Annotated in this window: 19 protein-coding genes; 13 read left to right on the top strand and 6 right to left on the bottom strand. The window is 56.7% G+C overall.

Annotated elements, in window-relative coordinates; genetic code table 11:
- Positions 1 to 435: 435 nt before the first annotated feature.
- A complete protein-coding gene (locus tag E8K88_RS04545) occupies positions 436 to 2,058 on the bottom strand; it encodes a midcut-by-XrtH protein (RefSeq protein ID WP_136405462.1) in 1,623 nt (540 codons plus the stop codon).
- Between the two features lie 556 nt (positions 2,059 to 2,614).
- Here E8K88_RS04545 and E8K88_RS04540 point away from each other — a divergent pair.
- The 3 genes from E8K88_RS04540 to creC all read left to right on the top strand — a co-directional run bounded on the left by E8K88_RS04540 (position 2,615) and on the right by creC (position 5,310).
- Positions 2,615 to 2,983 (top strand): barstar family protein, encoded by a 369-nt coding sequence (locus E8K88_RS04540; protein WP_240754327.1) that lies wholly within the window; start codon positions 2,615 to 2,617, stop codon positions 2,981 to 2,983.
- Between the two features lie 63 nt (positions 2,984 to 3,046).
- Positions 3,047 to 3,811 (top strand): two-component system response regulator CreB, encoded by a 765-nt coding sequence (creB, locus tag E8K88_RS04535; RefSeq protein ID WP_136405460.1) that lies wholly within the window; start codon positions 3,047 to 3,049, stop codon positions 3,809 to 3,811.
- Positions 3,808 to 5,310: a two-component system sensor histidine kinase CreC gene (gene creC, locus E8K88_RS04530; RefSeq protein WP_136405459.1), complete on the top strand. Its 1,503-nt coding sequence runs from the start codon at positions 3,808 to 3,810 to the stop codon at positions 5,308 to 5,310. The genes creB and creC overlap by 4 nt, the downstream gene beginning before the upstream one ends.
- A 1-nt stretch (position 5,311) precedes the next feature.
- Here creC and E8K88_RS04525 read toward each other — a convergent pair whose 3' ends face one another.
- A complete protein-coding gene (locus E8K88_RS04525; protein ID WP_136405458.1) occupies positions 5,312 to 5,986 on the bottom strand; it encodes a hypothetical protein in 675 nt (224 codons plus the stop codon).
- 452 nt (positions 5,987 to 6,438) lie between these two features.
- On the opposite strand from E8K88_RS04525, the gene E8K88_RS04520 reads away from it, so the two are divergent.
- The 4 genes from E8K88_RS04520 to E8K88_RS04505 all read left to right on the top strand — a co-directional run bounded on the left by E8K88_RS04520 (position 6,439) and on the right by E8K88_RS04505 (position 11,386).
- Positions 6,439 to 7,389, top strand: coding sequence for a Tim44 domain-containing protein (locus E8K88_RS04520; RefSeq protein WP_136405536.1), 951 nt, complete (start codon positions 6,439 to 6,441; stop codon positions 7,387 to 7,389).
- Between the two features lie 158 nt (positions 7,390 to 7,547).
- Positions 7,548 to 8,138 carry a hypothetical protein gene (locus tag E8K88_RS04515; RefSeq protein WP_205880021.1) on the top strand — a complete coding sequence of 197 codons (591 nt, stop codon included), beginning with the start codon at positions 7,548 to 7,550 and terminating at the stop codon, positions 8,136 to 8,138.
- 17 nt (positions 8,139 to 8,155) lie between these two features.
- A complete protein-coding gene (ubiB, locus tag E8K88_RS04510) occupies positions 8,156 to 9,724 on the top strand; it encodes a ubiquinone biosynthesis regulatory protein kinase UbiB (RefSeq protein ID WP_136405457.1) in 1,569 nt (522 codons plus the stop codon).
- Positions 9,725 to 9,919: 195 nt separating this feature from the next.
- Positions 9,920 to 11,386 (top strand): high affinity choline transporter 1, encoded by a 1,467-nt coding sequence (locus tag E8K88_RS04505; protein WP_136405456.1) that lies wholly within the window; start codon positions 9,920 to 9,922, stop codon positions 11,384 to 11,386.
- A gap of 132 nt (positions 11,387 to 11,518) precedes the next feature.
- Here the strand turns inward: E8K88_RS04505 and E8K88_RS04500 are convergent, their stop codons facing one another.
- Positions 11,519 to 11,983, bottom strand: a complete 465-nt coding sequence (locus E8K88_RS04500; protein ID WP_136405455.1) for a Crp/Fnr family transcriptional regulator — start codon at positions 11,981 to 11,983, stop codon at positions 11,519 to 11,521.
- 284 nt (positions 11,984 to 12,267) lie between these two features.
- On the opposite strand from E8K88_RS04500, the gene E8K88_RS04495 reads away from it, so the two are divergent.
- The 3 genes from E8K88_RS04495 (at position 12,268) to E8K88_RS04485 (ending at position 15,877) form a co-directional block, all read left to right on the top strand.
- Entirely contained in the window at positions 12,268 to 13,758 is a 1,491-nt protein-coding gene (locus E8K88_RS04495) for a PQQ-dependent sugar dehydrogenase (RefSeq protein WP_240754319.1), read from the top strand.
- A gap of 220 nt (positions 13,759 to 13,978) precedes the next feature.
- Positions 13,979 to 14,635 (top strand): alpha/beta hydrolase, encoded by a 657-nt coding sequence (locus E8K88_RS04490; protein WP_136405534.1) that lies wholly within the window; start codon positions 13,979 to 13,981, stop codon positions 14,633 to 14,635.
- Positions 14,636 to 14,722: 87 nt separating this feature from the next.
- Positions 14,723 to 15,877: a D-alanyl-D-alanine carboxypeptidase family protein gene (locus E8K88_RS04485; protein ID WP_420813559.1), complete on the top strand. Its 1,155-nt coding sequence runs from the start codon at positions 14,723 to 14,725 to the stop codon at positions 15,875 to 15,877.
- Between the two features lie 116 nt (positions 15,878 to 15,993).
- Here E8K88_RS04485 and E8K88_RS04480 read toward each other — a convergent pair whose 3' ends face one another.
- Both E8K88_RS04480 and E8K88_RS04475 read right to left on the bottom strand, forming a co-directional pair.
- Entirely contained in the window at positions 15,994 to 16,233 is a 240-nt protein-coding gene (locus tag E8K88_RS04480; RefSeq protein ID WP_136405453.1) for a hypothetical protein, read from the bottom strand.
- 548 nt (positions 16,234 to 16,781) lie between these two features.
- Positions 16,782 to 17,384 (bottom strand): LysE/ArgO family amino acid transporter, encoded by a 603-nt coding sequence (locus tag E8K88_RS04475; protein ID WP_240754318.1) that lies wholly within the window; start codon positions 17,382 to 17,384, stop codon positions 16,782 to 16,784.
- 193 nt (positions 17,385 to 17,577) lie between these two features.
- Here E8K88_RS04475 and argP point away from each other — a divergent pair, with 193 nt between their 5' ends.
- Positions 17,578 to 18,507, top strand: coding sequence for an HTH-type transcriptional regulator ArgP (gene argP, locus E8K88_RS04470; RefSeq protein WP_136405451.1), 930 nt, complete (start codon positions 17,578 to 17,580; stop codon positions 18,505 to 18,507).
- Positions 18,508 to 18,519: 12 nt separating this feature from the next.
- Here argP and E8K88_RS04465 read toward each other — a convergent pair whose 3' ends face one another.
- Positions 18,520 to 19,344: an undecaprenyl-diphosphate phosphatase gene (locus E8K88_RS04465; RefSeq protein ID WP_136405450.1), complete on the bottom strand. Its 825-nt coding sequence runs from the start codon at positions 19,342 to 19,344 to the stop codon at positions 18,520 to 18,522.
- Positions 19,345 to 19,698: 354 nt separating this feature from the next.
- Between E8K88_RS04465 and hemE the strand changes: the two genes are divergently transcribed.
- A complete protein-coding gene (gene hemE, locus E8K88_RS04460; RefSeq protein ID WP_136405449.1) occupies positions 19,699 to 20,817 on the top strand; it encodes a uroporphyrinogen decarboxylase in 1,119 nt (372 codons plus the stop codon).
- Positions 20,818 to 21,513: 696 nt separating this feature from the next.
- Positions 21,514 to 23,709, top strand: a complete 2,196-nt coding sequence (gene priA / locus E8K88_RS04455) for a replication restart helicase PriA (protein ID WP_136405448.1) — start codon at positions 21,514 to 21,516, stop codon at positions 23,707 to 23,709.
- Positions 23,710 to 23,735: the final 26 nt, after the last annotated feature.

The following is a 23,735-nucleotide window of genomic DNA, read 5'->3' as shown; positions in this document are numbered from 1 at the left end:
GAGTGTCTTTTTTTACCGTTGTCTGATCGCTGGTGCGATCAACCGGTCCCATGAGGCACCAAGAGAGCGTGGCTCCGATGCTTGCTGGCGCACTCCTCAGTGCTGTATGCGGTTGGCATCAATGGGGTTTGTTCAAGAGTATGGATCTTTGAGATCACTCTATCGAGGCCAGCGCCCAGCGCAGAATTGGCTGTTGACCCCAGTGCGTGGAATGGATTCTGTTCTGGAAACGTGCTTGTGTTGGGGCTTGTGCGCAGGGAACGGCTGCGATCTAGAGCGAACGCGCGCGCTGGCTTGGCGTGGATGCCAGAAGGTTGGCTCAAACCAACGCCCACCAAGGCGGCCTCTGCGTGTACGTTGGACAATAAAACACCCTGCCAGCAAAGCATGCGGGCAGGGTGTTTGCGCATCGAGACGGGGGTGTTATTGGGGGTGTTATTGCGTGGCAGTGTGGTCCACGATCATGTTTGTTTGCCAGCAATCGGCATTGTCAGCAGGCGCACCGCATAAGCGATAGCCGGTGGCATACCAGGCTTTGCCCCCATTGCGGTAGCGGTTGTCGGATTCGCGTGCGTCGTCTTGCCAGACTTCTTCTTGAAGCAAGGTGTCCCAGTTGTTTTGCGTCATGGCGCTGGTGTTCTGGCCAAACTGGGTGCCGGTCAGGCCTGGAGCAATCTCTGCGCCTGGTGTGAGTTGGCGCATCAACAAGGCGGCATCGCGCACGGCGGCGACGTAGCTGGTGGTGCTGCCGGTGTCGGCGATTTCATGGTTTGGGCTGACCACCACCACGCCTGCTGGCGTGAGGTCGCGCAAGTCGTAGTCGTTCACGTCCAGGCCTTGACCGCGCAGCCACATGCCCCAGTAAAACTCGGCAAACTCGGGCACGCCGGAGTTTTTATAGCCCATGTCACGGGTTAAGTAGACCAAGGAGCGGTACGGGTCATCGGCCAGAGTAGCCAAGCCCAGGCTGGTGGGCAATTGCGCAGGCGTGATGGTTGCGCCATTTGCATCGCGCAACCACACGTAGTTATTGGCCTGCATTTGGCTCCAGAAGCTGCTGAGGTCGGGGTTGTCACTGAAGTTGGCTGCGACGCGCACAAACACAGGCAGATCTGGTCCGCCATCTTTGAGCTCCCACAGGGTGGTGAAGGTGTGGTGGCCATCGGTCAGGTAAAGCTGGCCGTTCGGGCCGACCACCACGGTTTTCAGTTTGCTGGCGTCGACATTGGCTTCGCTCACGGTGCAGGAAAACCCAGTGCCATTGATCAAAGACACTGAGCGAGCGACATAGTCGGTTGCACTGTTGCGGCCAGTGTCTTCGCAGTAGTCTTGCGCGCGCTTGAGTTCTGTGCGCTCTATCTGACGCGTGTAGTTGGTTGTGCCCTCTGCGAAACGGTTCAGGTCTGGCTGTTTGCGGGCCAAGTGGTAGTAAATCTGGTCGTAGCCGACTGCAGGCTGCGTTGGGTGCAGGTCACGCAGTTTGACTTGGAGGAAGCTGCCGGCCTGCAGTACAAAATTCTCTGACACCACCACTTCAATTGCACAGGCTTGATTGGCTGTCAAGACCAGTCCGCTTTTGCAGGCCACTGCCTCATTGGTGTCGTTGGGGGTGAACAAGCGCATGGTGTCTGTGCCGTCTTTCAGGCCCAGGCTGGTGATGCGCAGCGCCTGGCCGGTCGTGTTGCGCACGAGTAAACGTTCACTGATCTGGGTATTCAATGCGAGGCTGGCTGGGCTGGCTTGCAAGTCCAGTGTGCGCTGCACCATTTCTGCTTGTGTGCTGTCAGGTTGGCTTAAGCCGAGACCGACCACAGCCGCCAGTACGGGCAGGCTCAGCCAATGGCTGGGACCTTTGCGTTTGCCCAGCAACACGGCCAAGCCAATGGCCAGCACACTTAAAAGCAAGGCCAGCGGACCCAGTGGCACGGGCGCAGCAGATACCGGACTCATGATGGACACGAAATCCACCACCAGCGAGGGCGTTGTTTGGGCATAGGCTGCAGGCGTGGCTGCAGCTGAAAACGCCAGAACGGCGGCTGGCATCAAATGGCGGGACATAGGTGTTGGGCTGTAGAGAATGTAACAGGCCGTCACACTATGGAGTTATTTTGACAACATCATGACACGAGCGCGAAAATGCCAAATCTTTGCAATGTTTGGCTGGCGACGTCTCGCAGCCCAGCTCGATACCGCCCCATTCCAGCAGCAAGGGTTTTGCAGGGCGTGTGTTCAAGGGCTGGCATGGGTGTTTGCTTGGCCGCCTTGTGGGCCCGCAATTGACAAACAATGCAAATGTTGCCTGCGCTAGGCCAGCTTTCTGTGATGGCCGGGGCACAATGGATCGCTCGGCTCCACCGGATGGCTATGACTAACCCGGAACTTCACTTGCATATTTCACATCGAAGTGGGATTCTCAGACACAATGTCCAACAACACAATCAGGCGGGCATTACTGCCAGTCCATCTGTGGACTGTGCGTGCGCCCGTTCATTAGCAGCCTATATTTATGCGAGACCCTGACGATACATTGTTGCCATCCCTGCCCCCCACGTTTGAGTTGGGCGAAACGGTGCCGGAGTTGGCTGCACGCATCGAACAAACTGTGCGCCCAAATATGGTGCAGTCGATCAGGGCATTCAGTCCAGCCGACTTGCAGGCGGTAGCGCAGTTGTGGGGGCAGCATTTTCTGTATGCAGAGCTGGAAGAAGCGACAACCAAACAACGCATTCTTGAGGAAATATCCAACCAGTTCTTGCTGTCGACCTATTTTGGCCGCAACCTGGATGCGCTCTACGACTGCTTGACCAGCACCATTTTGAAAGCGGGTCAGCAGCCGGGCTTTTTGCTGGTGCTGGAACACATTCCGATCAGCGTCAAGTTTGACAAGGAAATGCGTGAGCAGCTGCTGGATATCTTCCGCGATGCAGCAGATTTTTGGGCCGAGCGCAAAGTCCCGTTTCGCTGTTTTTATTCTTTCTTTTAAATTCCGGGGCGGACCGCGCCGCGGGCTACTGGTGTGCGTTTGGGCCGCTGCCATCGAGTGTCTATGAGTGAGCGAATACTGATCGTTGAGGACGAGCCTGCAATTGCGCAAACCCTTGCCTATGCACTCAAGGCCGAGGGCTTTGAGACGCAGTGGGAGTCGCTAGGTCAAGCGGCCCTGGCTGCTTTGCAGCAAGACCTGCAGGCCAGTGCTGCTGCTCCTGTGTTTGCGCTGGTGGTGCTTGATGTCGGTCTGCCCGATATCAGTGGCTTTGATTTATGCCGCACGATTCGCAGGCAATCCGATGTGCCGGTGCTGTTCTTGACCGCCCGCAGCGATGAGGTTGACCGCATTGTTGGGCTGGAAATTGGCGCAGATGACTATGTCTCCAAACCATTCAGCCCGCGCGAGGTGGCATCGCGCGTGCGTGCGATTTTGCGGCGCACCAACAAACGCAGTGCCAAAGAGCAGCCAACGCTGCAGCCCGCCAGCGAGGCCTTGTTCAGCACCACCGCGAAGGCTGTGCAGCAAGCGCCGTTCACGCACGATAAAGAGGGCTTGCGCATTGCGTTCCATGGCCAATGGCTGAGCCTGACTCGCTATGAATACCGGCTCTTGGCCACTTTACTGGCACGGCCTGGGCGCGTTTTCAGCCGCAGCCAGTTGATGGAGCAGGTTTGGACTGACGCTGAGGAGAGCTTGGAGCGCACGGTGGATGCCCATATCAAAACGCTGCGCGGCAAGCTGCGCAGCGTCGAGGCTGCAGCGGCAGTGGCGCTCGATCCGATTGAAACCCATCGCGGCATGGGCTACAGCATCCGTCTATGAGCTTTGCAATTCGGCTGTTCGTCGGGTATTTTTTAATCGTCGGCTTGGCTGCATGGTTTATTTTGAGTTTTTTCTCGCGCGAGGTAGAGCCCGGTGTGCGCCAAGGCGCGGAAGACGCATTGGTCGACAGTGCGAATTTGCTCGCAGAGATCATTGCGCCGCAATTGGCTTATGGCTCGCTGGCACAAGGTGATTTGCTGCGTGCGGTCAGCAGCGCCAAAGTGAGGCCCTTGGCGGCCAGTATCCACGGCAACCTCAAAGACAGTGTCGATTTGCGGCTCTACATCACCGATGCCAAAGGCATTGTTGTGTTCGACTCCGAGTTCCAGGACGTTGGCAAGGACTACAGCCGCTGGCGCGATGTGTATCTGGCGCTGCGCGGTGAATACGGCGCGCGCAGCACCCGCGATATTGCCGACGATGAAAACAGCTCGGTGATGTTTGTCGCCGCACCCATTCTCTATTCTGGCCAGGTGATTGGTGTGCTGTCGCTGGGCAAGCCGACCCGCACAGTGCTGCGCTATGCCAATAATGCCCGCCAGCGGGTGCGCGAGTTGGGCCTGATTTTGTTGCTGGCCTCGGGTGCGATTGGTTTGCTGTTTACCGTGTGGCTGAGCCACTCGGTCAACCAGTTGCGCAATTACGCCCGCAAGGTGGCAGATGGCGAGCCCGCGCAATTGCCCACCTCGGGTGGCAGGCAACTGACGGAGCTGGCCTGGGCGCTGGAGAATATGCGCGAAAAACTCGAAGGCAAGCAGTATGTTGAGCAGTATGTGCAAAGCCTTACACACGAGATGAAAAGCCCGTTGACGGCCATTCGTGCCAGTGCAGAGTTGCTGCCAGGCGCGCCCGAGGCTGTGCAACTGGAATTTGTTGACACCATTTTGGAGCAGACCCAGCGCTTGCAATTGGTGATTGATCGACTTTTGGTGCTGGCGCGCGTCGAGCAATTGCAGCAACCGGCCTCGGCCAGTGTGTTGGGCACACAAGCCTGGGTGGAGTCGGTTGTGGCATCACGCGCCAGCCGTGCCCAAGGCCGGTCGATTGCTGTGCGTGTACTAGTGCAGCCCCAAGCCCAGCATGCGGCTGTGCAGGGCGACCCGTTCTTGCTGCAGCAAGCGCTGGGCAACTTGCTGGATAACGCGCTGGACTTCTCGCCCACCAGCAGCACGGTGCAGATTGAGATTGCGCTGGAGCAGTCGCCCGCTGCGGGCATGCGCCAAATCATCCGTATCCGCGATGAAGGCGCAGGCGTGCCAGACTATGCGCTGGGTCATTTGTTTGAGCGTTTTTATTCTTTGCCCAGACCAGAGACCGGACAAAAAAGCACGGGCTTGGGTCTGGCCTTTGTGCGTGAGGTGATGCGCATCCATCAGGGTGAAGTCAGCCTGGCCAACCGCACAGACGGCCCGGGCGCGCAAGCGCAGTTGGTGCTGCCCGTGGTGTTTGTCCAGCAGGCCAAAGAGGGGGCGGTGCAATCGGCTGAAAACAAGCCCTAGTTCAGGGCTTGAGCCAGCGTGTGAAACTCCAGATTTGTGCGCGCAGCAAAAAGTAATAGGCCAGCAGCTCAAAGCCTTCTTCAACCACTTGGGCGTTGCTCCAGTCATGGCCAAAACTGCCAAGCTTGCCTTCGGCCGCCGTGCCTATTGCCGCGCTGATCAGCATGCACAGGCCATAGGCCCAAGGCAGCAAGGCAATGCGCTGCCAAGCGCAGCGCAGCAAGCCCAATGGCTTGGCCAGTGCGATCAACAGCAATGCGATGGCCAGGATGCCAAAGCCGATGGCGGCAATCGCTGGGCGGTATGGCAGCAACTGCGAGCTGAAGTACGGCCCACTGATGGGGCCAAAGCCCGCAGGCGTTAAAAAGACCGCACCCCAGGACAGCTCACGCCCCAGCATCAATAGCCACACCAAGCTGATGCCCAGCCAGAAATTGCGCTGCACATGCTGGCGCCTGAGAACCGCCATTAGCAGCGAAGCCAGCATGCCCACGCCAAGCACCACATTTTGAAGCACTTCAAAGAACCCGTTTTCCCAGCCCACATGCACTGGCAGTCGACGGCAAAGCAAAAACAAGATGGGGATGAAAATCAAACCCGTGACCAGCTGCGTGGTTTGCAGAATGCGGCTGATACGCAGCGTTTTGCTGTCGGGCGCCTGGGGTATCCAAGGCATAGCCTGGGCTGAAGCGTCTTTCGAATGCACTTTGTCTCTCTTCACTGAATCGCCCCAGCGCCGCTGTGTGGTGGACACTGTAGGAGCGTTAAATCGACAATTGTATGTCTGCGATGCGCTATAGCGAGGCCTGTGCGTAACGCAATGCGTATGGCCCTTGTGCCAGGCAGTGCCAGGCTTGTTTCCAGTTTGAAGGCGTTGATGATGTGTTTTGCACTATGTGCCGCCCTCGGTTTCAAACGATTGTGGCTGGTTTTTTGCGTTGGAAGATTTTGATCAGGCTCTTAGAGCCGCGCGACTTAGCGCTGTGTCAACCCTGAAAAAAACAATGGGTATTTGTATTTTGAAACAATAGCGGCATCTGTTGTCAACCCCCTGATGACACAGCACTGTTTATGCGCCAGATGCGCCTTGTTTTTAAGACTCTAAGGAGAGAGACAATGACACTAACGATGAAAAAGCTAGGCTCGTTCTTTGCGGCCTTGTTTCTTGTGAGCTTGATGTTTGTTCACATTGATGCGGAAGCTCGCCGCATGGGCGGTGGCGGCTCAGTAGGTCGCCAGTCCAGCAACGTAACACAACAGCGTCAAGCCACGCCACCAGCTGCGGCCAATAATCCTGCAGCCAATGCCCAAGCGCGTCCACGCAGCCCGATGATGGGCATGTTGGGTGGTCTGGCTGCTGGTTTGGGTCTGGCCTGGTTGGCCAGCTCCCTGGGTCTGGGTGAAGAGTTTGGCAATATTTTGATGCTGCTCTTGCTGGGCCTGGTGGCGATGACGGTGATTGGCTTCATCATGCGCTCACGTAACCGCAATGCGACCCAAGGGGCATTTGCTGGTGGCAAAGCTGGCAATGCCAACCCATTCAGTGCGATGGGCGGCAACAACAATGCGACCAACCGCTCGGCCCAAGGCTATAGCCCGATGAATGTCGGCAACGACTCATCAGCGCGCCCATTCGACCAGGCCGGCGGCTCGATGATCGGCTCTGCGCTGAGCGGCACGCAAAGCTGGGGTGTGCCACAAGGCTTTGATACCGAAGGTTTCTTGACGGCAGCCAAACGCAATTTTGTGAGTTTGCAAAAAGCCTGGGACGATAGCGACCTGACCTCGCTGCGCGCAATGATGACCGATGAGATGCTGGTGGAAATTCGCCAGCAACTTGCCGAGCGCGATGCTGCCAATAGCGGACGTCCAAACCACACGGCCGTGATCACTTTGGATGCCAAGCTGCTGGGCATTGAAGAGCTCAACGATGTGTATATGGCCAGTGTCGAGTTCTCGGGCATGATCAGCGAAGATGCGATGGCTGGTCCCGCACCATTCCGTGAAGTCTGGAACATGACCAAGCCACGCAACGGTGGCTCGGGCTGGTTGGTTGCCGGTTTGCAAGCCTTGCAATAAGCACTTGGGTGGCATTGCGCCAGCCTGGCGTGGTGCCTCTACCACTTATCAAGCCCATTCATCTTGGGCAGGATTGAAATTCAGAGACAATGGGGACTATGGCAACACAGTCCCCATTCTCATTTTTTAGCAACCTCGCCTCCAGTCTTGGCAAAAGCATGGCTTTGCCCCCTTGGTTGGTTGAGGAAATTCAACGCCGTATGGTGCTTTTGGCCAACCATGTTTTGCAGCAAGAGCCCCAGGCGCAAGCGCGCTTGAAAACGCAGCAAGGCAAGAGCGTGTACATCAGCTGGCGCCAGTTCAATGCCCAGGTGCGCATTACGCCGGCTGGCTTGCTTGATCTGGACAGCGCCCACAGCAGCAGTGACTTGCTGCTCGAAGTCTCTGAGCCGTCGGTGTCGCAGTTGCTCAAAGGTGCGGTCAACGGCACCAAACCGCCGATTCGCATCGCCGGTGATGTGGCGCTGGCCGGTGAGCTCAACTGGGTCATTGACAATGTGCGCTGGGATTTGGAAGACGATTTGGCCCGCATTATTGGCGATGTACCAGCCCATAAACTCTGCCAAGTGGGCAGCAAGCTGGCCCAAGAGCTGCGCCGTTTTGCCCAAGGTGCGGTCGCCAAAGTCGATGGCTTGAGTGCCGCACGGGCAACTGACGCGCCTGCAGGCACAAGCGCTTATGCTGACAGCGCAGCAGACGATGCCGCAGCAGCTCCGAGGACCGACACGCCTGGCCGCAGCGCTTCATAAGTTAAGGAGCGGGGCCGATGTCAAAGTTTTTGCGTGGTTGGGTGATTCTCTGGACAGTATTTCGCTACGGTTTGGATGAAATGGTCTTGACCAACTTCCGCCATCCCAGTGTGGCGTTTGTTGTGCGTGTTTTGACTTTTGGGCGTAACCTGAGCGCGCCGCGTGGCGTGCGTTTGCGTGAAGCTCTGGAGCATTTGGGCCCGATTTTCATCAAATTTGGCCAGGTGCTCTCTACCCGCAGAGATTTGCTGCCGCCTGATATTGCGCACGAGCTGGCGTTTTTGCAAGACCGTGTGCCGCCGTTTGACAGCCAGATGGCTGTTGACATCATTGAGAAAGAGTTTGGCAAACCGCTTGCGCAAATTTTCACCACGTTTGAGCGCACGCCAGTAGCCAGTGCTTCGATCGCCCAGGTGCACTTTGCCACCTTGACCGACAAGCATGGCCAGCACCATGAGGTGGCGGTAAAGGTGCTGCGCCCAGGCATGCTCAAGGTCATTGAAAAAGACCTGGCGCTGATGCACATGATGGCCAATTGGCTGGAGAAGTTGTCATCGGACGGCAAGCGGCTCAAACCTCGCGAAGTGGTTGGCGAGTTTGACATGTACTTGCACGATGAGCTGGACCTGATGCGCGAGGCCGCCAATGCCGCTCAGCTGCGCCGCAATATGGAAGGCCTCGACTTGGTGCTGATTCCCGAGATCTTCTGGGATTTTTGCCACACCAGGGTGATGGTGATGCAGCGCATGAAGGGGGTGCCCATCAGCCAGGTCGAGTTGTTGCGTGAGCAAGGCGTGGATTTGCCGCGCCTGGCCCGTGATGGCGTGACGATCTTTTTCACGCAGGTGTTCCGCGATGGCTTTTTCCATGGCGATATGCACCCAGGCAATATCCTGGTGAGTACCGATCCACGCAGTTTTGGGCGTTATATCTCGCTGGATTTTGGCATCGTTGGCTCCTTGACGGACTTCGACAAAGAGTATTTGGCGCAGAATTTCATGGCGTTTTTCCGCCGTGATTACAAGCGCATTGCCGAGTTGCATGTGGAAAGCGGCTGGGTGCCAGCGAACACGCGGGTTGCTGAGTTGGAAGCGGCGATCCGCACGGTCTGCGAACCGTATTTTGACCGGCCCTTGAAAGAGATTTCGCTGGGTTTTGTGCTGATGCGCTTGTTCCAGACATCACGCCGTTTTCAGGTGGAAATTCAACCCCAGTTGGTGCTGCTCCAAAAAACCTTGCTCAATATCGAGGGCTTGGGTCGCCAGTTGGATCCCGAGTTGGATTTGTGGAGCACCGCCAAGCCCTTTCTTGAGAAGTGGATGGTCGATCAAGTTGGCCCCAAACGTTTATGGGCGGAGCTGCGCAACGAAGCGCCGCGCTATGCGCAGATCTTTCCTGCTTTGCCACGCTTGGTGAAAGACTTTTTAGAGCAGGGCAGCCGTGACAAGGACCTGGATCTCAAACGTTTGATTGCAGAGCAAAAGCGCACCAACAAGCTTTTGCAGACTTTGATTTACGGTGCGATCGGGGTCATCGTCGGTGTTTTAGTGCTGCAGCTGTATCTGCGGTTTGCGTTTTTTGCTTAAAACGGTCAAAAATTTACTGATAATGCGCGGTCTGCGTTCTAATAACGGGTTGCGAGCTGCAAACTAGTGCTTTGCGCAGAGTGATTAAAGGTGGTCGGAATACAAGGCTGTGCAAGCTTTTGCGTGCACCAAGCGGTATCCGGCCTTTTTCTTGCTTCAGGGTTGTGCTGTCAACCGCTTGGGGAATTGCTCCATATGCTGATCACCTTCATCATTATTTATCTTTTAGTGTCTGTCGCGATTGGTTTATGGGCTGGGCGCCGGGTGCACAATGCCACTGACTACGCTTTGGCGGGGCGGAACTTGCCGGTCTCCATGGTGGCGATTGTCACGTTTGCCACCTGGTTTGGTTCGGAGTTGGTGCTTGGGGTCTCGGCAGAGTTCATCGAGGGCGGTCTGGCCGCTGTAGTCAAAGATCCGTTTGGTGCTGGCTTGTGTCTAGTCTTGGTGGGCATGTTCTTTGCCCGCAAGCTCTACCAGAAGACTCTGCTGACGCTGGCGGACTATTACCGCCAGCGTTTTGGCAAAACAATTGAAGTGGTTTGCTCGCTGATTATTATCTTCAGCTATCTGGGTTGGGTGGCAGCGCAGATTACTGCGCTGGGGCTGGTTTTCAACATGCTTTCACAAGGCGCGATTGATTTTCGCAGCGGCATGTATATCGGCACCGCTGTGGTATTGGTCTACACCATGTATGGCGGCATGTGGTCGGTGGCTCTGACCGACACGATCCAGATGATTGTGATCGTTGTGGGCTTGCTGGCCGTTGCTTGGTTTGCTGCTGACCTGGCCGGCGGTGCAGGGCGCGTGATTGAATATGCGGCGGTTGAGGGTAAATTCAAAATGTTCCCGGCCTTTGATGATGGCAAGGCCTGGATGTTTTTTATTGCCTCGTTGATCACCATGATGCTGGGCTCGATTCCGCAGCAGGACGTGTTCCAGCGTGTGATGGCAGCCAATAATGCAGATGCTGCAGCGCGCGGTCCGATCATTGGCGGCACTTTCTACATCTTGTTTGGTTTTGTGCCGATGTTCATCGTGACAGCGGCCGTGCTGATCATGCCAGAGCAGGCGTTGCGCATTCTGGCTGAAGACTCGCAGTATTTGTTGCCTACGCTGGTGCTGCAGCACATGCCGTTCATTTTGCAAGTGGCATTTTTTGGTGCCTTGTTGTCGGCGATTACCTCGACCACGTCGGCAACCCTGCTGGCACCATCGACCACCTTTGTGGAGAACATTCTGCGCAACATCTACCCGCAGATGAGCGATGCTCAAACGCTGCGGGCGATGCGGATTTCAGTGCCTGTCTTTACTTTGATGGTGCTGGTCTATGCGGTCACAATGGAAGGCAAAACCATTTATGAATTGGTGGCCGAGGCCTACCAAGTGCCTTTGGTTGGCGCTTTTGTGCCCTTGGTGTTTGGTTTGTATTGGAAAAAAGCCACGACCCAAGGCGCCGTTGCTTCGGTGGTATTTGGTATTGCCGTGTGGGCATTCTTCTCGCTGTGGGGCGATTTTTCCGAGCACTTCCCGCCGCAGCTGGTCGGTGTCTTTGCCGCAGCGATAGCGATGGTAGTGGGTTCATTAATCCCTCAGTTCATCGCAGACGCCAAGGTTGCGCCGCATGAGCTCGAGCCTGCCAGCACCACCCAAGCTGCTTAAACGGCCATAAGTCCACCCGTTCACAAGCCCTTGCTGACAAAATAGCAAGGGCTTTTTGAATGTCAATTACCGTATTTGTGTTGTCAAATCACATCTGGCTGGGGCCGGATGGCATCTGCACATCACCTGGCTTTATGCAATGCTGCGCCGTTTGCGTGCGTCGCGGCTGCGTCTGGCCAGCGTGCTGGCTGCAATTTGGATCGTCTTCAAAGCCAACTCAGAGTCTCGCGTGAGCATCTCACGGAACTTCAAAACTGTCAGCACCCAGGCTTTGCCTGGTGCCATGCTTTGCGCCGTGGCCTGCCGCAGCATATTGCCTAAGAAGCTCGCCTCACCAAACACAGCTCCTGGCCCAACCAGGCCCATGCGCAATTGGCCTTGCGCATTTTCATAGTGGATTGCGATTTTTCCGCTTTCTAAAAAGTACAAACTCGATTCCTCACGACCGCGTTGGAACACGATTTGACTCTCGCCCAATGAGACAGGGCTGAGGAAGTTGGCCAAGCTGGCCCATTGGCCGGCAGACAAATTGGGTACCTGTAGTTGCGGGTCTGCGGGGACGGCAAACGCTTCAATCAAGCCATTCATAGTAGTCATGGTATGCAGTGTAGATGAGGTCAGCGGAGACCGAGCAATGAAGGATTATCACTGGATGGCCAACGCAGTCAATGCGCCGCACTGGGGGATGGCGTCTGCATGCTGACTCATAAACTAAATCAGATTTAACGCAAGTGCGCTAGCCTTTTCGGATAAATCGCATGGCCTTTCATCAGGAACTCCAATGGCTGTGCGTTACGATGCACTCCTTTTGACGACTTGAGCGCAGCGGCAGGCTTGCTTGGCCATTTGGAATGGGCTTGCCTGTGGCTGCGAAGAGAGGTATGCACAATTCGCTTTTCAACGAACAACGCTGGATGACTCAGGCCATGGGCACCTGCCTAAAAGCCCAACTCGCCAAACAGGGACAGACGCTGCGCCGGGTTGCAGCAATCGCCTTTCTGGCAGCCATGGGCTCGGGCTGGGCGCAAACGCCGTCGACCTTCAATCCCACTGATGCCGAGACGGTGGCATTCACGGAAATAGCGTTTGGTTTGCAGCATCCCTGGGCCGTGGCATTCTTGCCCAATGGCGAGTACTTGGTGGCGCAGCAAGAGGGCGTGATGCGCGTTGTCGATGCCAATGGCCGTGTTGGGGCGCCAATTCTCGGCATTCCTGAGGTGGCTTTCAGTGGGCAAGGCGGCCTGCTGGATGTGGTGCTAGACCGTGATTTTGACGCCAATCGGCAATTGTATTTTTGCTTTGCCAAGGCCGATGCCAGCAGCGGCGGCAACCGCACAACAACCGCTTTGGCGTCTGCCAAACTGAACGAGCGGCAAGACCGGTTGGAGCAGGTGCAAACCCTGTTCCAGCAATCGCCTAGCGTGCGCAGCGACCAGCACTTTGGTTGTCGTATTGCCCAAGCACACGACAACTCTTTGTTTCTGACCTTGGGTGAGCGTTTTATTGCACGTGATCAGGCGCAACGCACGACCAACCATTTGGGCTCGATAGTGCGTTTGCAAACCGATGGCAGTGCGTATCGCGACAATCCGTTTTTTGATAAACGCGGCGGTTTGCCCGAGACATGGAGTTGGGGCCATCGCAATCCTTTGGGTGCGGTGATCACGCCCGATGGCGAGCTGTGGACGCACGAAGCCGGCCCGCAGGGCGGCGATGAAATCAACCATATCCGTGGCGGTGGCAATTACGGTTGGCCAATCATGACCTATGGCCACCACGTTGGCGCGCGCAAATCCTCTGGCCAAGGCATGGAGGCCCCAGTCCATTATTGGCGTGATGAAATTGCACCATCGGGACTAACCTATCTCAGCAGCGACCGCTATGGTCCAGATTGGCAAAATAGCTTTTTTCTTGGCTCCATGGCGCATGGTGCATTGATTCGTCTGAAAATTGACAATGACAAAGTCATTGAAGAAGACTGGTTGACGGTCGCTCCTGGCCATGGCGTGCGTGATGTGCGCCAAGGCCCGGATGGCTTCTTGTATGTGCTTATTGATGGCGAAGATGGCCGTTTGCTGCGTATTGAGCCGCCAGAATTGCCTCAAGCACAAGCGCCGGTGCAAGCCAGTGGTGATGCCGATGCCAAGACCGATGCCTCAACACCGGCTGTTGGCGATGCCGGGATCCAACCCGAACCTGCAGAGCCTGCACCTGCAGTCATCAGCCCAGACACACCCGGTGCCGCTCCAGTGATGGACGAGCCAGCAGCCGAACCCAGCGCAGCGCCAGCCGTGCTGGAGCCGTCCCCCTCAGAGTCCACTGCTGAGCAGGCAGCAGCGGCCGAGTCTGGCCCTGAGGCCAGCGCTCAATAAAACATGCGTGCACCGCAGAGCTGATCCTTTGTGGCAGCTCTGGTCTGCGTGTAGTGCGTGTGAAAGCGTTACAAATGTGGCAGTTGGCATGTAAAGGTCCCGAGCTGGCTGCACACACAGGCGCTTGCTAGTACACTCTTTTGAATAAGCAGCACAACGCGCTGGGGCCAATCGCATGGCGTGTTGCTGCATGACAGAACCTGAGAGATCGATCGCCGCTGTGAACGCCCAAACCGAACACCTGACCCTTGAGGGCGCTGCAGGCGCCATCGAAGCACTGAAAGACCCTGCTGGCTTGGACGGCCAGCCTCCGCTTGGGGCAGCCATCATTGCCCATCCCCATCCCTTGTTTGCTGGAACGATGAATAACAAAGTCGTGCAAACCTTGGCGCGTGCTGCGGTGGCTACCGGTTGGGATGCCTACCGCTTTAACTTCAGAGGCGTGGGCCAGTCTGCTGGCGAGCATGACCACGGCATTGGTGAGTCAGAAGATTTGCTCAAAGTGATTGAGCAAGTGGCGCCGCAAGGGCCTTTGATCTTGGCTGGCTTTTCATTTGGTACCTATGTCACCAGCCGCGTGCTGGCGCAGCTGCATGCCCAGCGTGATATTCGTGCGGTGGTGTTTGTTGGCACGGCAGCCAGCCGCTTCAAGGTAGAGCCGATCCCGCAGGAATTGCATAGCCGCAGCTTGGCGGTACATGGCGAGCTCGATGACACCGTGCCTTTGGCGCCCGTGATGGATTGGGCCAGGGAACAATCTTTGCCCTTGACTGTCATTCCCGGTGGCGAGCACTTTTTCCATGGCCGACAGGTCCAGCTCAAAGAGTTGGTGGTGCGCCATATCGCTGGTGTTCAGGCTGCAGCTGCCCTAGCTTGAAGCAAGGCAGATTGTGTGCTGCGCCAAATCCCATTTTTGTTTATTTTGTTTGCTATTAAAAAGTTGAAAACCATGAAGTTATTGCGAATGGCTTGGATCCGTGCGGCCGCGCTGGTGGCCGCATCTGTGGTGGCTGTGGCCGCCCATGCTCAATGGCCTTCGCCGCCCGAGATCGCGGCAAGAAACTACCTACTGCTCGATGTGACGGCCAATCAGGTGCTGGCTGCCAAAGACATTGACGCTCCGGTTGAGCAAGCCTCTTTGACCAAATTGATGACGGCCTACATCGTTTTTGACGCGCTGCGTGCGCGCAAAATCACGTTGGAGCAAACTCTGCCGGTCAGTGAGAGAGCGTGGAAAATGCCAGGCTCGCGCATGTTCATCGACCCGAAGATGCAGGTGCCAGTGGACGACTTGTTGCGTGGCGTGATTGTGCAATCGGGCAACGATGCGACGGTTGCACTGGCCGAAGGCGTTGGAGGCTCTGTAGAGCACTTTGTTCAACTGATGAACAACCAAGCCAAAGCTTTGGGCATGAACAATACCCAGTATATGAATCCCGAGGGTTTGACCACCCCAGGGCATTTGACGACTGCGCGCGATCTGGCCACATTGGCCACCAGTCTGATGCGCGAGTTTCCTGAGTACATGCACTACTACTCGACCAAGGAGTACCGCTATCCCGGCACCCCTGCTGCCAACAGCAGCAACCGCAATTTGCTGCTGTTCCGCGATCCGACAGTGGATGGCCTGAAAACCGGCTACACCGAAGCGGCAGGTTATTGCCTGGTCTCGACTGCCCAACGTGAAGTCCCTAATATGGGCAATCGCCGCCTGCTGTCGATTGTGCTGGGCGCCGCCAGTGAGAATGCCCGCGCGAACGAAAGCCAAAAACTGCTCAACTGGGGCTATACCGCGTTTGATTCAGTTAAATTGTTTGATGCAGGCCAGCCTATGGAAACACCACAGTTGTGGAAAGGTGCACAAGACACGGCCAAGATTGGCAGCCACAGCGCGGTCTACCTGACTTTGCCTGCAGGAATGGCCGGTCAGGTGCGCACTGTGATTGAGCGTGCCGATCCATTGATGGCGCCGCTGCAGCTCGACCAGTCGGTGGGCATGCTGAAGGTCTCGGTCGGTGACCAACTGCTCAAAGAAGTGCCTGTGGTTGCATTGGAGACAGTGGAAGAGGCTGGCTTCTTTGGTCGCATGTGGGATTCGATGCGTCTGTGGATTAAGTAAGCCGACATGAGCAGCGCCTTGTAGCGCACATTAAAAAACGCGCCTTAGGGCGCGTTTTTTAATGTGCTGCATATTCTCAATCGGGGGCACTAAACGTACCAGTGCGCCTACGCGGCTTAGTTGAGTTGGGTGCTGCCGCTGCTGCGTGATGATGCGCCCGAGCGTGTCAGTGCTTGTTGCAAGGCAGCGGCAGCTTGCCCGGTAGAGACGTTCACGCTGCTGGATGTGGCGGGTGAGAGCTGCACGCGCGATGCAGCGTTGGGGCTGGCCGCTGAGACGGCGCTGGAGAGAACCAAGGCGGAAAAGAGTACGACGCTATGGGCATCAAAAGTAAAACGGTTGACTTTACGCTGCATACCTGCCTCCATGATTAAAGAATAGTGAGTAAGAAACGTTCCAGCTGAATAAGTGCCTACGATTTCCGACTGTTACAGCAGAGAACAATAGCAATAAGATCAGTGCGCTGGTTGAATGATCTGTGAAAATGCGTGTGAAATTAAAGCATGTCACTGCGACATATTCGTGACAAAGGCCAGTGTATTGCGGTATGCGTTCCTTCCCAATACGGGTTTAATCCTAGCCGTATGTGCTTTAAGAACGTGTTTATGATCTTTTTACAGACCGCGTTGGAGCCCAAAAGGATGCAATGCGCGGCAAAAACCGCAGTCGGGCTCTCTGCCCGGCGAGGATTTTTAACAAAGCAGCGTGCCTTTTGGGTTTCAACCCGAAGGGCAAGGCACAAAAAAGCGCATTGCGGCGTTGCCCGTTTTGCTCATACAGACGTATGAGCGGCAACAGGCGCCTTGCACTGCCTCTTTTTTGTGCCTTGCGCGACTGCAAAAAGATCATAAACACGTTCTAAGAGCCTGTTCATACCGCTGATTCCTTGGGTTTGTGCCGTTCATCAACGAAACAAACTCCACACCAGCCAACCAGCCAAGCCCCACATCATCAAGGCAATCGCAGCATCAAGCCACACCCACAGTTTGCTGCTGTGCATGCGTGCACCTAACCAATAGGCACAGCTTCCAAGCAGTAAAAACCAGGCTATGGAGCCTGCCATAGCGCCCCAACCAAACCAATGGCTGGCGCTGCCGTAGGCTAGGGAGGCCGTGCCGACCAGCACCGTGGTATCGAGCCAGGCGTGGGGGTTGAGCCAGGAGAATGCCAATGCAGTGCCAATGGCCTGCTTGCGCGTGATAGCCGACTGGCTGACGGCAGCCGCATGGCCAGGCTGCGAGGCCATTGGTGTATGGCGCCAGCCATGCAGGGCCCTTGTGGCGGCTTGGCTGCCATACAGGCCCAGAAACAATGCTCCTGCGCCAATAAAAGCGCCGTACACCTTGTCAGGCAAGCCACCAACGGCAGCAAAACCATAAACACCAGCGGCAATCAGTACGATGTCGGTGGCAATACACAGCACGACGGTTAAAACGAGGTGCTGGCGTGTCAGGCCCATGCGCAGCACGTGGGCATTTTGCGGCCCAATCGCCATGATCAAGGACATGCTCAACGCCATGCCGGAAAAGAAAACAGGAAGTGATTGCATGGTTTACGGTGAATTGGAAATGTGCTGAAGGCAGGCACCTGTAGCTGCTACGGCTGGCTGTATGGGGGGCGACGCTGTTGGCGCGCATTGTGGCCAAGTGGCCTAAAATGAAAAGATAATTTAATAAATATCAACTTGGTTAAAAAATACTGTGATTGATCAGCGGCAAGCCGACGCTTTTTTAGCCATTGCGCAACACCGCAGTTTTGCCGGTGCGGCAGAGCAACTGTGCATATCTCTGGCCGCCGTGTCCTTGCGAATTCGTGCGATGGAGGCGGCTTTGGGCCAGCGCCTGGTGGTGCGCGGCAAGCACGCCCACATGACGCCGGCGGGTCAAGTCGTGTTGGCGCATCTCAAGCAGGTGCAATTGATGCAGGCCGATGTACTGGCGCAGTTGGCCGCTGGCAGTGGTGGCGCCTCGCAGTGGCGCAGTCTGGCCGTGGCAGTCAATGCCGATTCGCTGGCGACTTGGTTTTTGCCTGGCGTACAAGCGGCGATGCAGCGCCATCAGTTGGTGCTGGACATTGCGATGGATGACCAGGATTTCACCCATGCGGCGTTGAAATCGGGCGATGTCTCTGGCTGCGTCTCGACGCTGGCTGAGCCTTTGCGTGGCTGTGTGGCCCAGCCACTTGGCATGATGCGCTACCATGCGGTGGCCAATGCGCAGGTGGTGCAGGCATTGCGCCGCGGCCCTTCGGGCCGGCTGACACGCCAATCGGTGCGCCAAGTGCCAGCCATTATTTTCAATCGCAAAGACGGTTTGCTCGAGGCTTTTTTACGCCAGCAACTGGGCCCGGGCGTGGGCAACGACTACCCCAAGCATTTCATTCCCTCGACCGAAGCCTATGACGCGGCGATTGAGCAGGGCTGGGGTTGGGGCATGGTCAGCAGTTTGCAATTGGCCAAGCGCAGTGCTGAGCGCCCCGTCTTGCTGGACCTCGTCGAGCATGCGGTGCTGGATGTGCCATTGTATTGGCACCATTGGGAACGCGAAGCGCCTGCTGCTAAGCGTTTGAGCACTGCAGTGGTCGAGGCTGCAAGGCAGGTTTTATTGCCGATGCCGCTTGGCGAGAAGTAGCAGACAGGCTGCTTAAGTGGGCGACAAAATGCCTGCGGCCAAGAGCCCAAACACCATTAAGCCCAGTGCGATGCGGTAAGCCACGAACACCAAATAGCTGTGGTGTGAGATCCACTTCAGAAACACCACAATCACTGCATAGCCGCTGATGAATGCAATGGCCGTAGCCAGCAAAGTAGGGCCTGCGGCCACGGCTGAGTCTCCCCAACTTTTAAACAACTGGTAAAAACCGGAGGCAATGACGGCGGGGATTGCCAGCAAAAAAGAATAGCGCGCTGCCGCTTCGCGGCTGTAGCCTAGTAGCAAACCGCCTGTGATGGTGCCGCCTGAGCGCGAAACGCCCGGAATCAGAGCCATCGCCTGGGCTAGCCCAAAGACGACCGCATGGCGCCAGGTCAGTTGGTCAATGGAGCGTGTTTTGGACCCTTTGAAGTCCGCAAAAGCCAGCACCAACGCAAACACAATCAGCATCGTCGCGGTGATGTAGAGGTTGCGCAACACGGACTCGATGGCACTGTGAAACAGCAAGCCCAGTACAACAATTGGGATGGTGCCCAGAATAATGAACCAGCCCATGCGGGCATCGGTATTTTGCTTGGCAAGGGGTTGACCTAGGCCGCTCAGCCATGCCGAGCAGATGCGCCAGAGGTCTTTGCGGAAGTAAATCAATACAGCCGCTTCCGTGCCTAACTGGGTGATCGCGGTGAAGGCCGCACCGGGATCACCGCCGGATGGCAGTAGGGGGCCGAGGATACGCAAATGCGCACTGGAAGATACTGGTAAAAACTCGGTAAGACCTTGAACCAGACCCAAAATAATCGCTTCAAACCAACTCATGATGACGGTGCAGACAAAAAGCTAAAGTTGACGCAGCGACTATCATGCGTCATTGAGAATGAATGCAGCCTGAACACGCGCAAGGCCGTGGCCGCTTTGGTGCAGGGATTGTCGCACGCGTATGGTGCTGATCCAGCCCGCGTTGTGAGCGATCTGTGGTGCAGATGTATGCTGGCGTTACAAGCCATTGGGTAGCGCCAAAAAGCATAGCAGCCCTGTAGGGTTTCTTGGGTTTTCTCAAAATTGTTCACAAATGTGCGCTGATACCCAAGCGTTGTCCTGGTGTTTGAACAAGCCACAGTGGGGCATTGGGCTTTGTCAGCACACCCTTGATTAGCAGCGACAATGCAGGCCATGAGCTTTCCAATTCTTCAGAACGATACATTTCTACGTGCTTGCCGCAGGCAGGCGACCGAATACACGCCGATGTGGATGATGCGCCAAGCGGGGCGCTACTTGCCTGAGTACAAGGCCACGCGTGCACAAGCGGGCAGCTTTATGGGCTTGGCCACGAATGTGGACTTTGCCACCGAAGTGACGCTGCAGCCTTTGGCCCGTTATCCCCTGGATGCGGCGATCTTGTTCTCCGATATTCTGACTGTGCCCGATGCGATGGGTTTGGGGCTGCATTTTGTCGAAGGTGAGGGCCCGCGCTTTGAGCGCACCGCTGATGATGAAGCCAGCATTGGGCAATTGCACGTGCCTGATATGGACAAGCTGCGCTATGTATTTGATGCCGTCACCTCGATTCGCCATGCCCTGCAAGGCCGCGTGCCTCTGATTGGCTTTTCTGGCAGTCCTTGGACGCTGGCCTGCTATATGGTCGAAGGCGGCGGCAGCAGCGATTACCGCAAGGTGAAATCCTTGATGTACGCACGCCCAGACCTGATGCACCAGATGCTGGCGATCAATGCCGATACGGTGGCGGTCTACCTGAATGCGCAAATCGATGCAGGCGCGCAAGCCGTGATGGTGTTTGACAGCTGGGGGGGTGTGCTGGCTGATAGCCACTTTCGTGCATTCAGCCTGCAGTACACCGCGCGTGTCCTGGCCCAGCTCAAACGCACTGGTCCAGATGGTCAGGATGTGCCGCGCATTGTCTTCACCAAGGGCGGTGCGCTGTGGTTGCAAGACATGGGCCAGCTCGACTGTGAAGTGCTGGGTTTGGATTGGACAGCCAATTTGCAAGCTGCCAGAAGTTTGGTGGGCGGCGCACCTGGCACGCCGGGCAAGGCCTTGCAGGGCAATCTGGACCCGAACGTGCTGTTTGCGTCTGAGGCGGTGATTGAGCAAGAGGTGCAGCGTGTGCTTGACGATTTTGGCCAACCGCACACCGATGCCAGCTGTGTCGGCCCCACTCATATTTTCAATCTGGGCCATGGCATCAGCCAATTCACGCCGCCCGAGCATGTGGCAGGTTTTGTCGATGCGGTACACCGCTTGTCCCGGCAAATGCGTGGCAAGTCGATGTAATGCAAGTTGGTTGCGGCCTTGCATGGATTGAGAGCCATGTGGGCCGCAAGTTATGCACACCGATCCGCACAAGCAAGGCCAGGCAAGGCCTAGACAGCGATAGTCGCTTGCAAACACCGTATTGGAAGATGATTCGTGTAAGTTATTGATTTGTATGGGTTTGACCGTCTTTTGTAAAATGTTGCTTGCGCGCTAAGTGCTTGAGAAATCAGGCTTCTGCCCACAATACCCCATGCTTTTCCACAAACTTATCCACATGGAACGGGCAGAATGGCTGAAATCTTTAATAAATCATATGCTTGTTTGCCTGTTGAGGCTTGTATGTCCTGTGTTTTGGTGCCTTCGTGCATGTGGTATGCGGTAGGCGCTGTCTGATATACACAGTCGGTTTTTTTTGCATTGGGCTTGTCTGCTTGAACTTGTTTTTACTGGAATTTATTTATAAGTGTTTGATATAAATAAGTTTTATAGTTTTTATTGATGCGCTGCAATATGGAAAAGGTCTATAAAAAACAAGATGTTCAATCGATATTCACAAAGTTATCCACAGGGTTGGCAGGCCTGTCTATTGGCTGGCTCTGCAACGCTAGTCAGGATGCAGTGTGAGCGGCAAGCGCTGGAGATTGGGCAGATGACCAGCAAGCGAGGCTGGTGCAGCGGGTCGGTCAGGCCTGACGGTTCATTCGGGAGCCGCGCATGCCGATAGTCGCCGTGGCCGTTGACGCGCCTTTTCATAGCGGCATTGGCCATTTGCTCAGCTACCACAGCGAATGTGCGATTGCGCCTGGCAGCTTGGTGCGCGTGCCATTGGGCAAGCGCGACGTGTTGGGGGTGGTGTGGTCGTCAGAGGCGGATGACCCGGCGCACAGCCCCGAGCGAGCGCTCAAAGACGTGTTGCAAGTGCTCGATGCGTCCACGCCCTTGTCAGCGGATTGGCGGGGGCTGATGGAATTCACCGCGCGCTACTACCAACGCAGTTTGGGCGAAGTCGCGCTGATGGCCTTGCCTTCGGCCCTGCAAGATCACACCGCGACACAATGGCAGCAGCGGCTAGACAAATTGGCCAACGGCCCTAAAAAATCCCGCACACGCAAGAAAGCCGCCAGCGCGGCAGACACCAACGCTGCGCCCATAGCGGTTGACGCGGCAGCGCCAGTGGTGAGTCTGGACTCCAAGCCACTTGGCAAACCGGCTTTGACGGCGCAGCAGCAGCAGGCGTTAGAAGCCATTGGCAGCCAAGCCGGTGGTGTGCATTTGCTGCATGGGGCCACCGGCAGCGGCAAGACCGAGGTGTATTTGCAGCTGGCAGAGCGCATCCTGGCGGCTGACCCACAGGCGCAAGTCTTGTTCATGGTGCCGGAGATCAATTTGGCGCCGCAGTGGCAAGCCTTGATACAGGCGCGTTTTGCACCGTGGTTTGGAGCCGAGTGCGTAGCCATCATGCACAGCGGCTTGACGCCGGTGCAGCGTTTGCATGAATGGGTGGCCGTGCACCAGGGCCGCAAACGACTGGTTCTGGGCACGCGCTTGGCCGTACTCGGCAGTTTTGCCAAGCTGGCGATGGTCGTGATCGATGAGGAGCATGACCCCAGCTACAAGCAGCAAGAAGGTGCGCGCTACAACGCCCGCGATCTGGCGGTCTGGCGCGGCAAGCAACTGGGTATCCCAGTGGTGTTGGGCTCGGCCACGCCTTCCCTGGAGAGCTGGTACAACAGCCGCAGCGCGACAGCGCAAAGCCCGGCGGGCAATTACCAGCGCGTCAGCATGCCAGAGCGCATTGGCGGTGGTGCTTTGGCCAGCCTGCGCTTAGTGGACATGAGCGCGTATCCGCGTGAGACGGTATTGGCGCCCAGCCTGCTCAAAGCGATGCAAGAGCGCATCACCGCCGGTGAGCAATGCATGGTCTTGCTCAACCGGCGTGGTTATGCACCAGTGCTCGGCTGTGGCTCGTGCGGCTGGAAAAGTGATTGCCCGCATTGCTCGGCCCACCAGGTTGTACACAAGTCCGATCGCAGTTTGCGCTGCCACCATTGCGGCTGGAGCACCCGTGTGCCCCACCATTGCCCGCGCTGCGGCAGTGTGGATTTGGCCCCGATTGGACGCGGCACCGAACAACTGCAGGAATTGCTGCAAGAGCAGCTGGGCAGTCTGGTGCTCGATGATGGCCGCATTCCCCAGGTGCTGCGCATTGATGCCGACTCCACGCGCCTCAAAGGCGCGCTGCAAGAAAGTCTCGCGCAGGTGCACCGCGGTGATGTGGACATCGTCGTGGGCACGCAGATGATTGCCAAAGGCCATGATTTCCGCCGCATTGGCCTGGTTGCCGTGGTGCAACCCGACGGGGCTTTGTATTCCAGCGATTTCCGCGCGCCTGAGCGGCTCTTTGCGCTGCTGATGCAGGCCTCTGGCCGGGCTGGGCGCGATGCCGAGTACATGCAAGGCAGTGCTTCGACACCCGAGTTGTGGCTGCAAACCCGCGAGCCCCAGCATGTGCTGTATGCGGCCTTGGCCAAGCAGGACTACCCAGGCTTTGCGGCCGTGCAATTGCGCGAGCGTGAACAAGCGGGCATGCCGCCGTTTTGTTACCAGGCGCTGCTGCGCGCCGATGCCAAAACCCAAGAAGATGCGCAAGCCTTTTTGCGCCAAGTCGCGCAACTGGCCAGAGCCGCCAGCTTGCCTGGGCAGGATTGGGTCACGGTCTACCCGCCCGTGCCCTTGACGATCCAGCGGGTCGCGAATGCCGAGCGGGCCCAGGTGTTGCTGGAGTCGACTTCGCGCAAAGCCTTGCAAGCGTATTTGACGGCCTTGCAACCACTGCTGCATCAGGCCCGTGCACAAGCGCCCAAGGGCTTGCTGCGCTGGTTGGTCGATGTGGACCCGATGGCGATTTAAATGGGGAAATAGCACTGCTGCGCTGG

This window comes from Lampropedia aestuarii (assembly GCF_004803635.1).
Lineage (GTDB): Bacteria > Pseudomonadota > Gammaproteobacteria > Burkholderiales > Burkholderiaceae_C > Lampropedia > Lampropedia aestuarii.
This window is presented reverse-complemented; position numbering and strand designations above follow the sequence as displayed.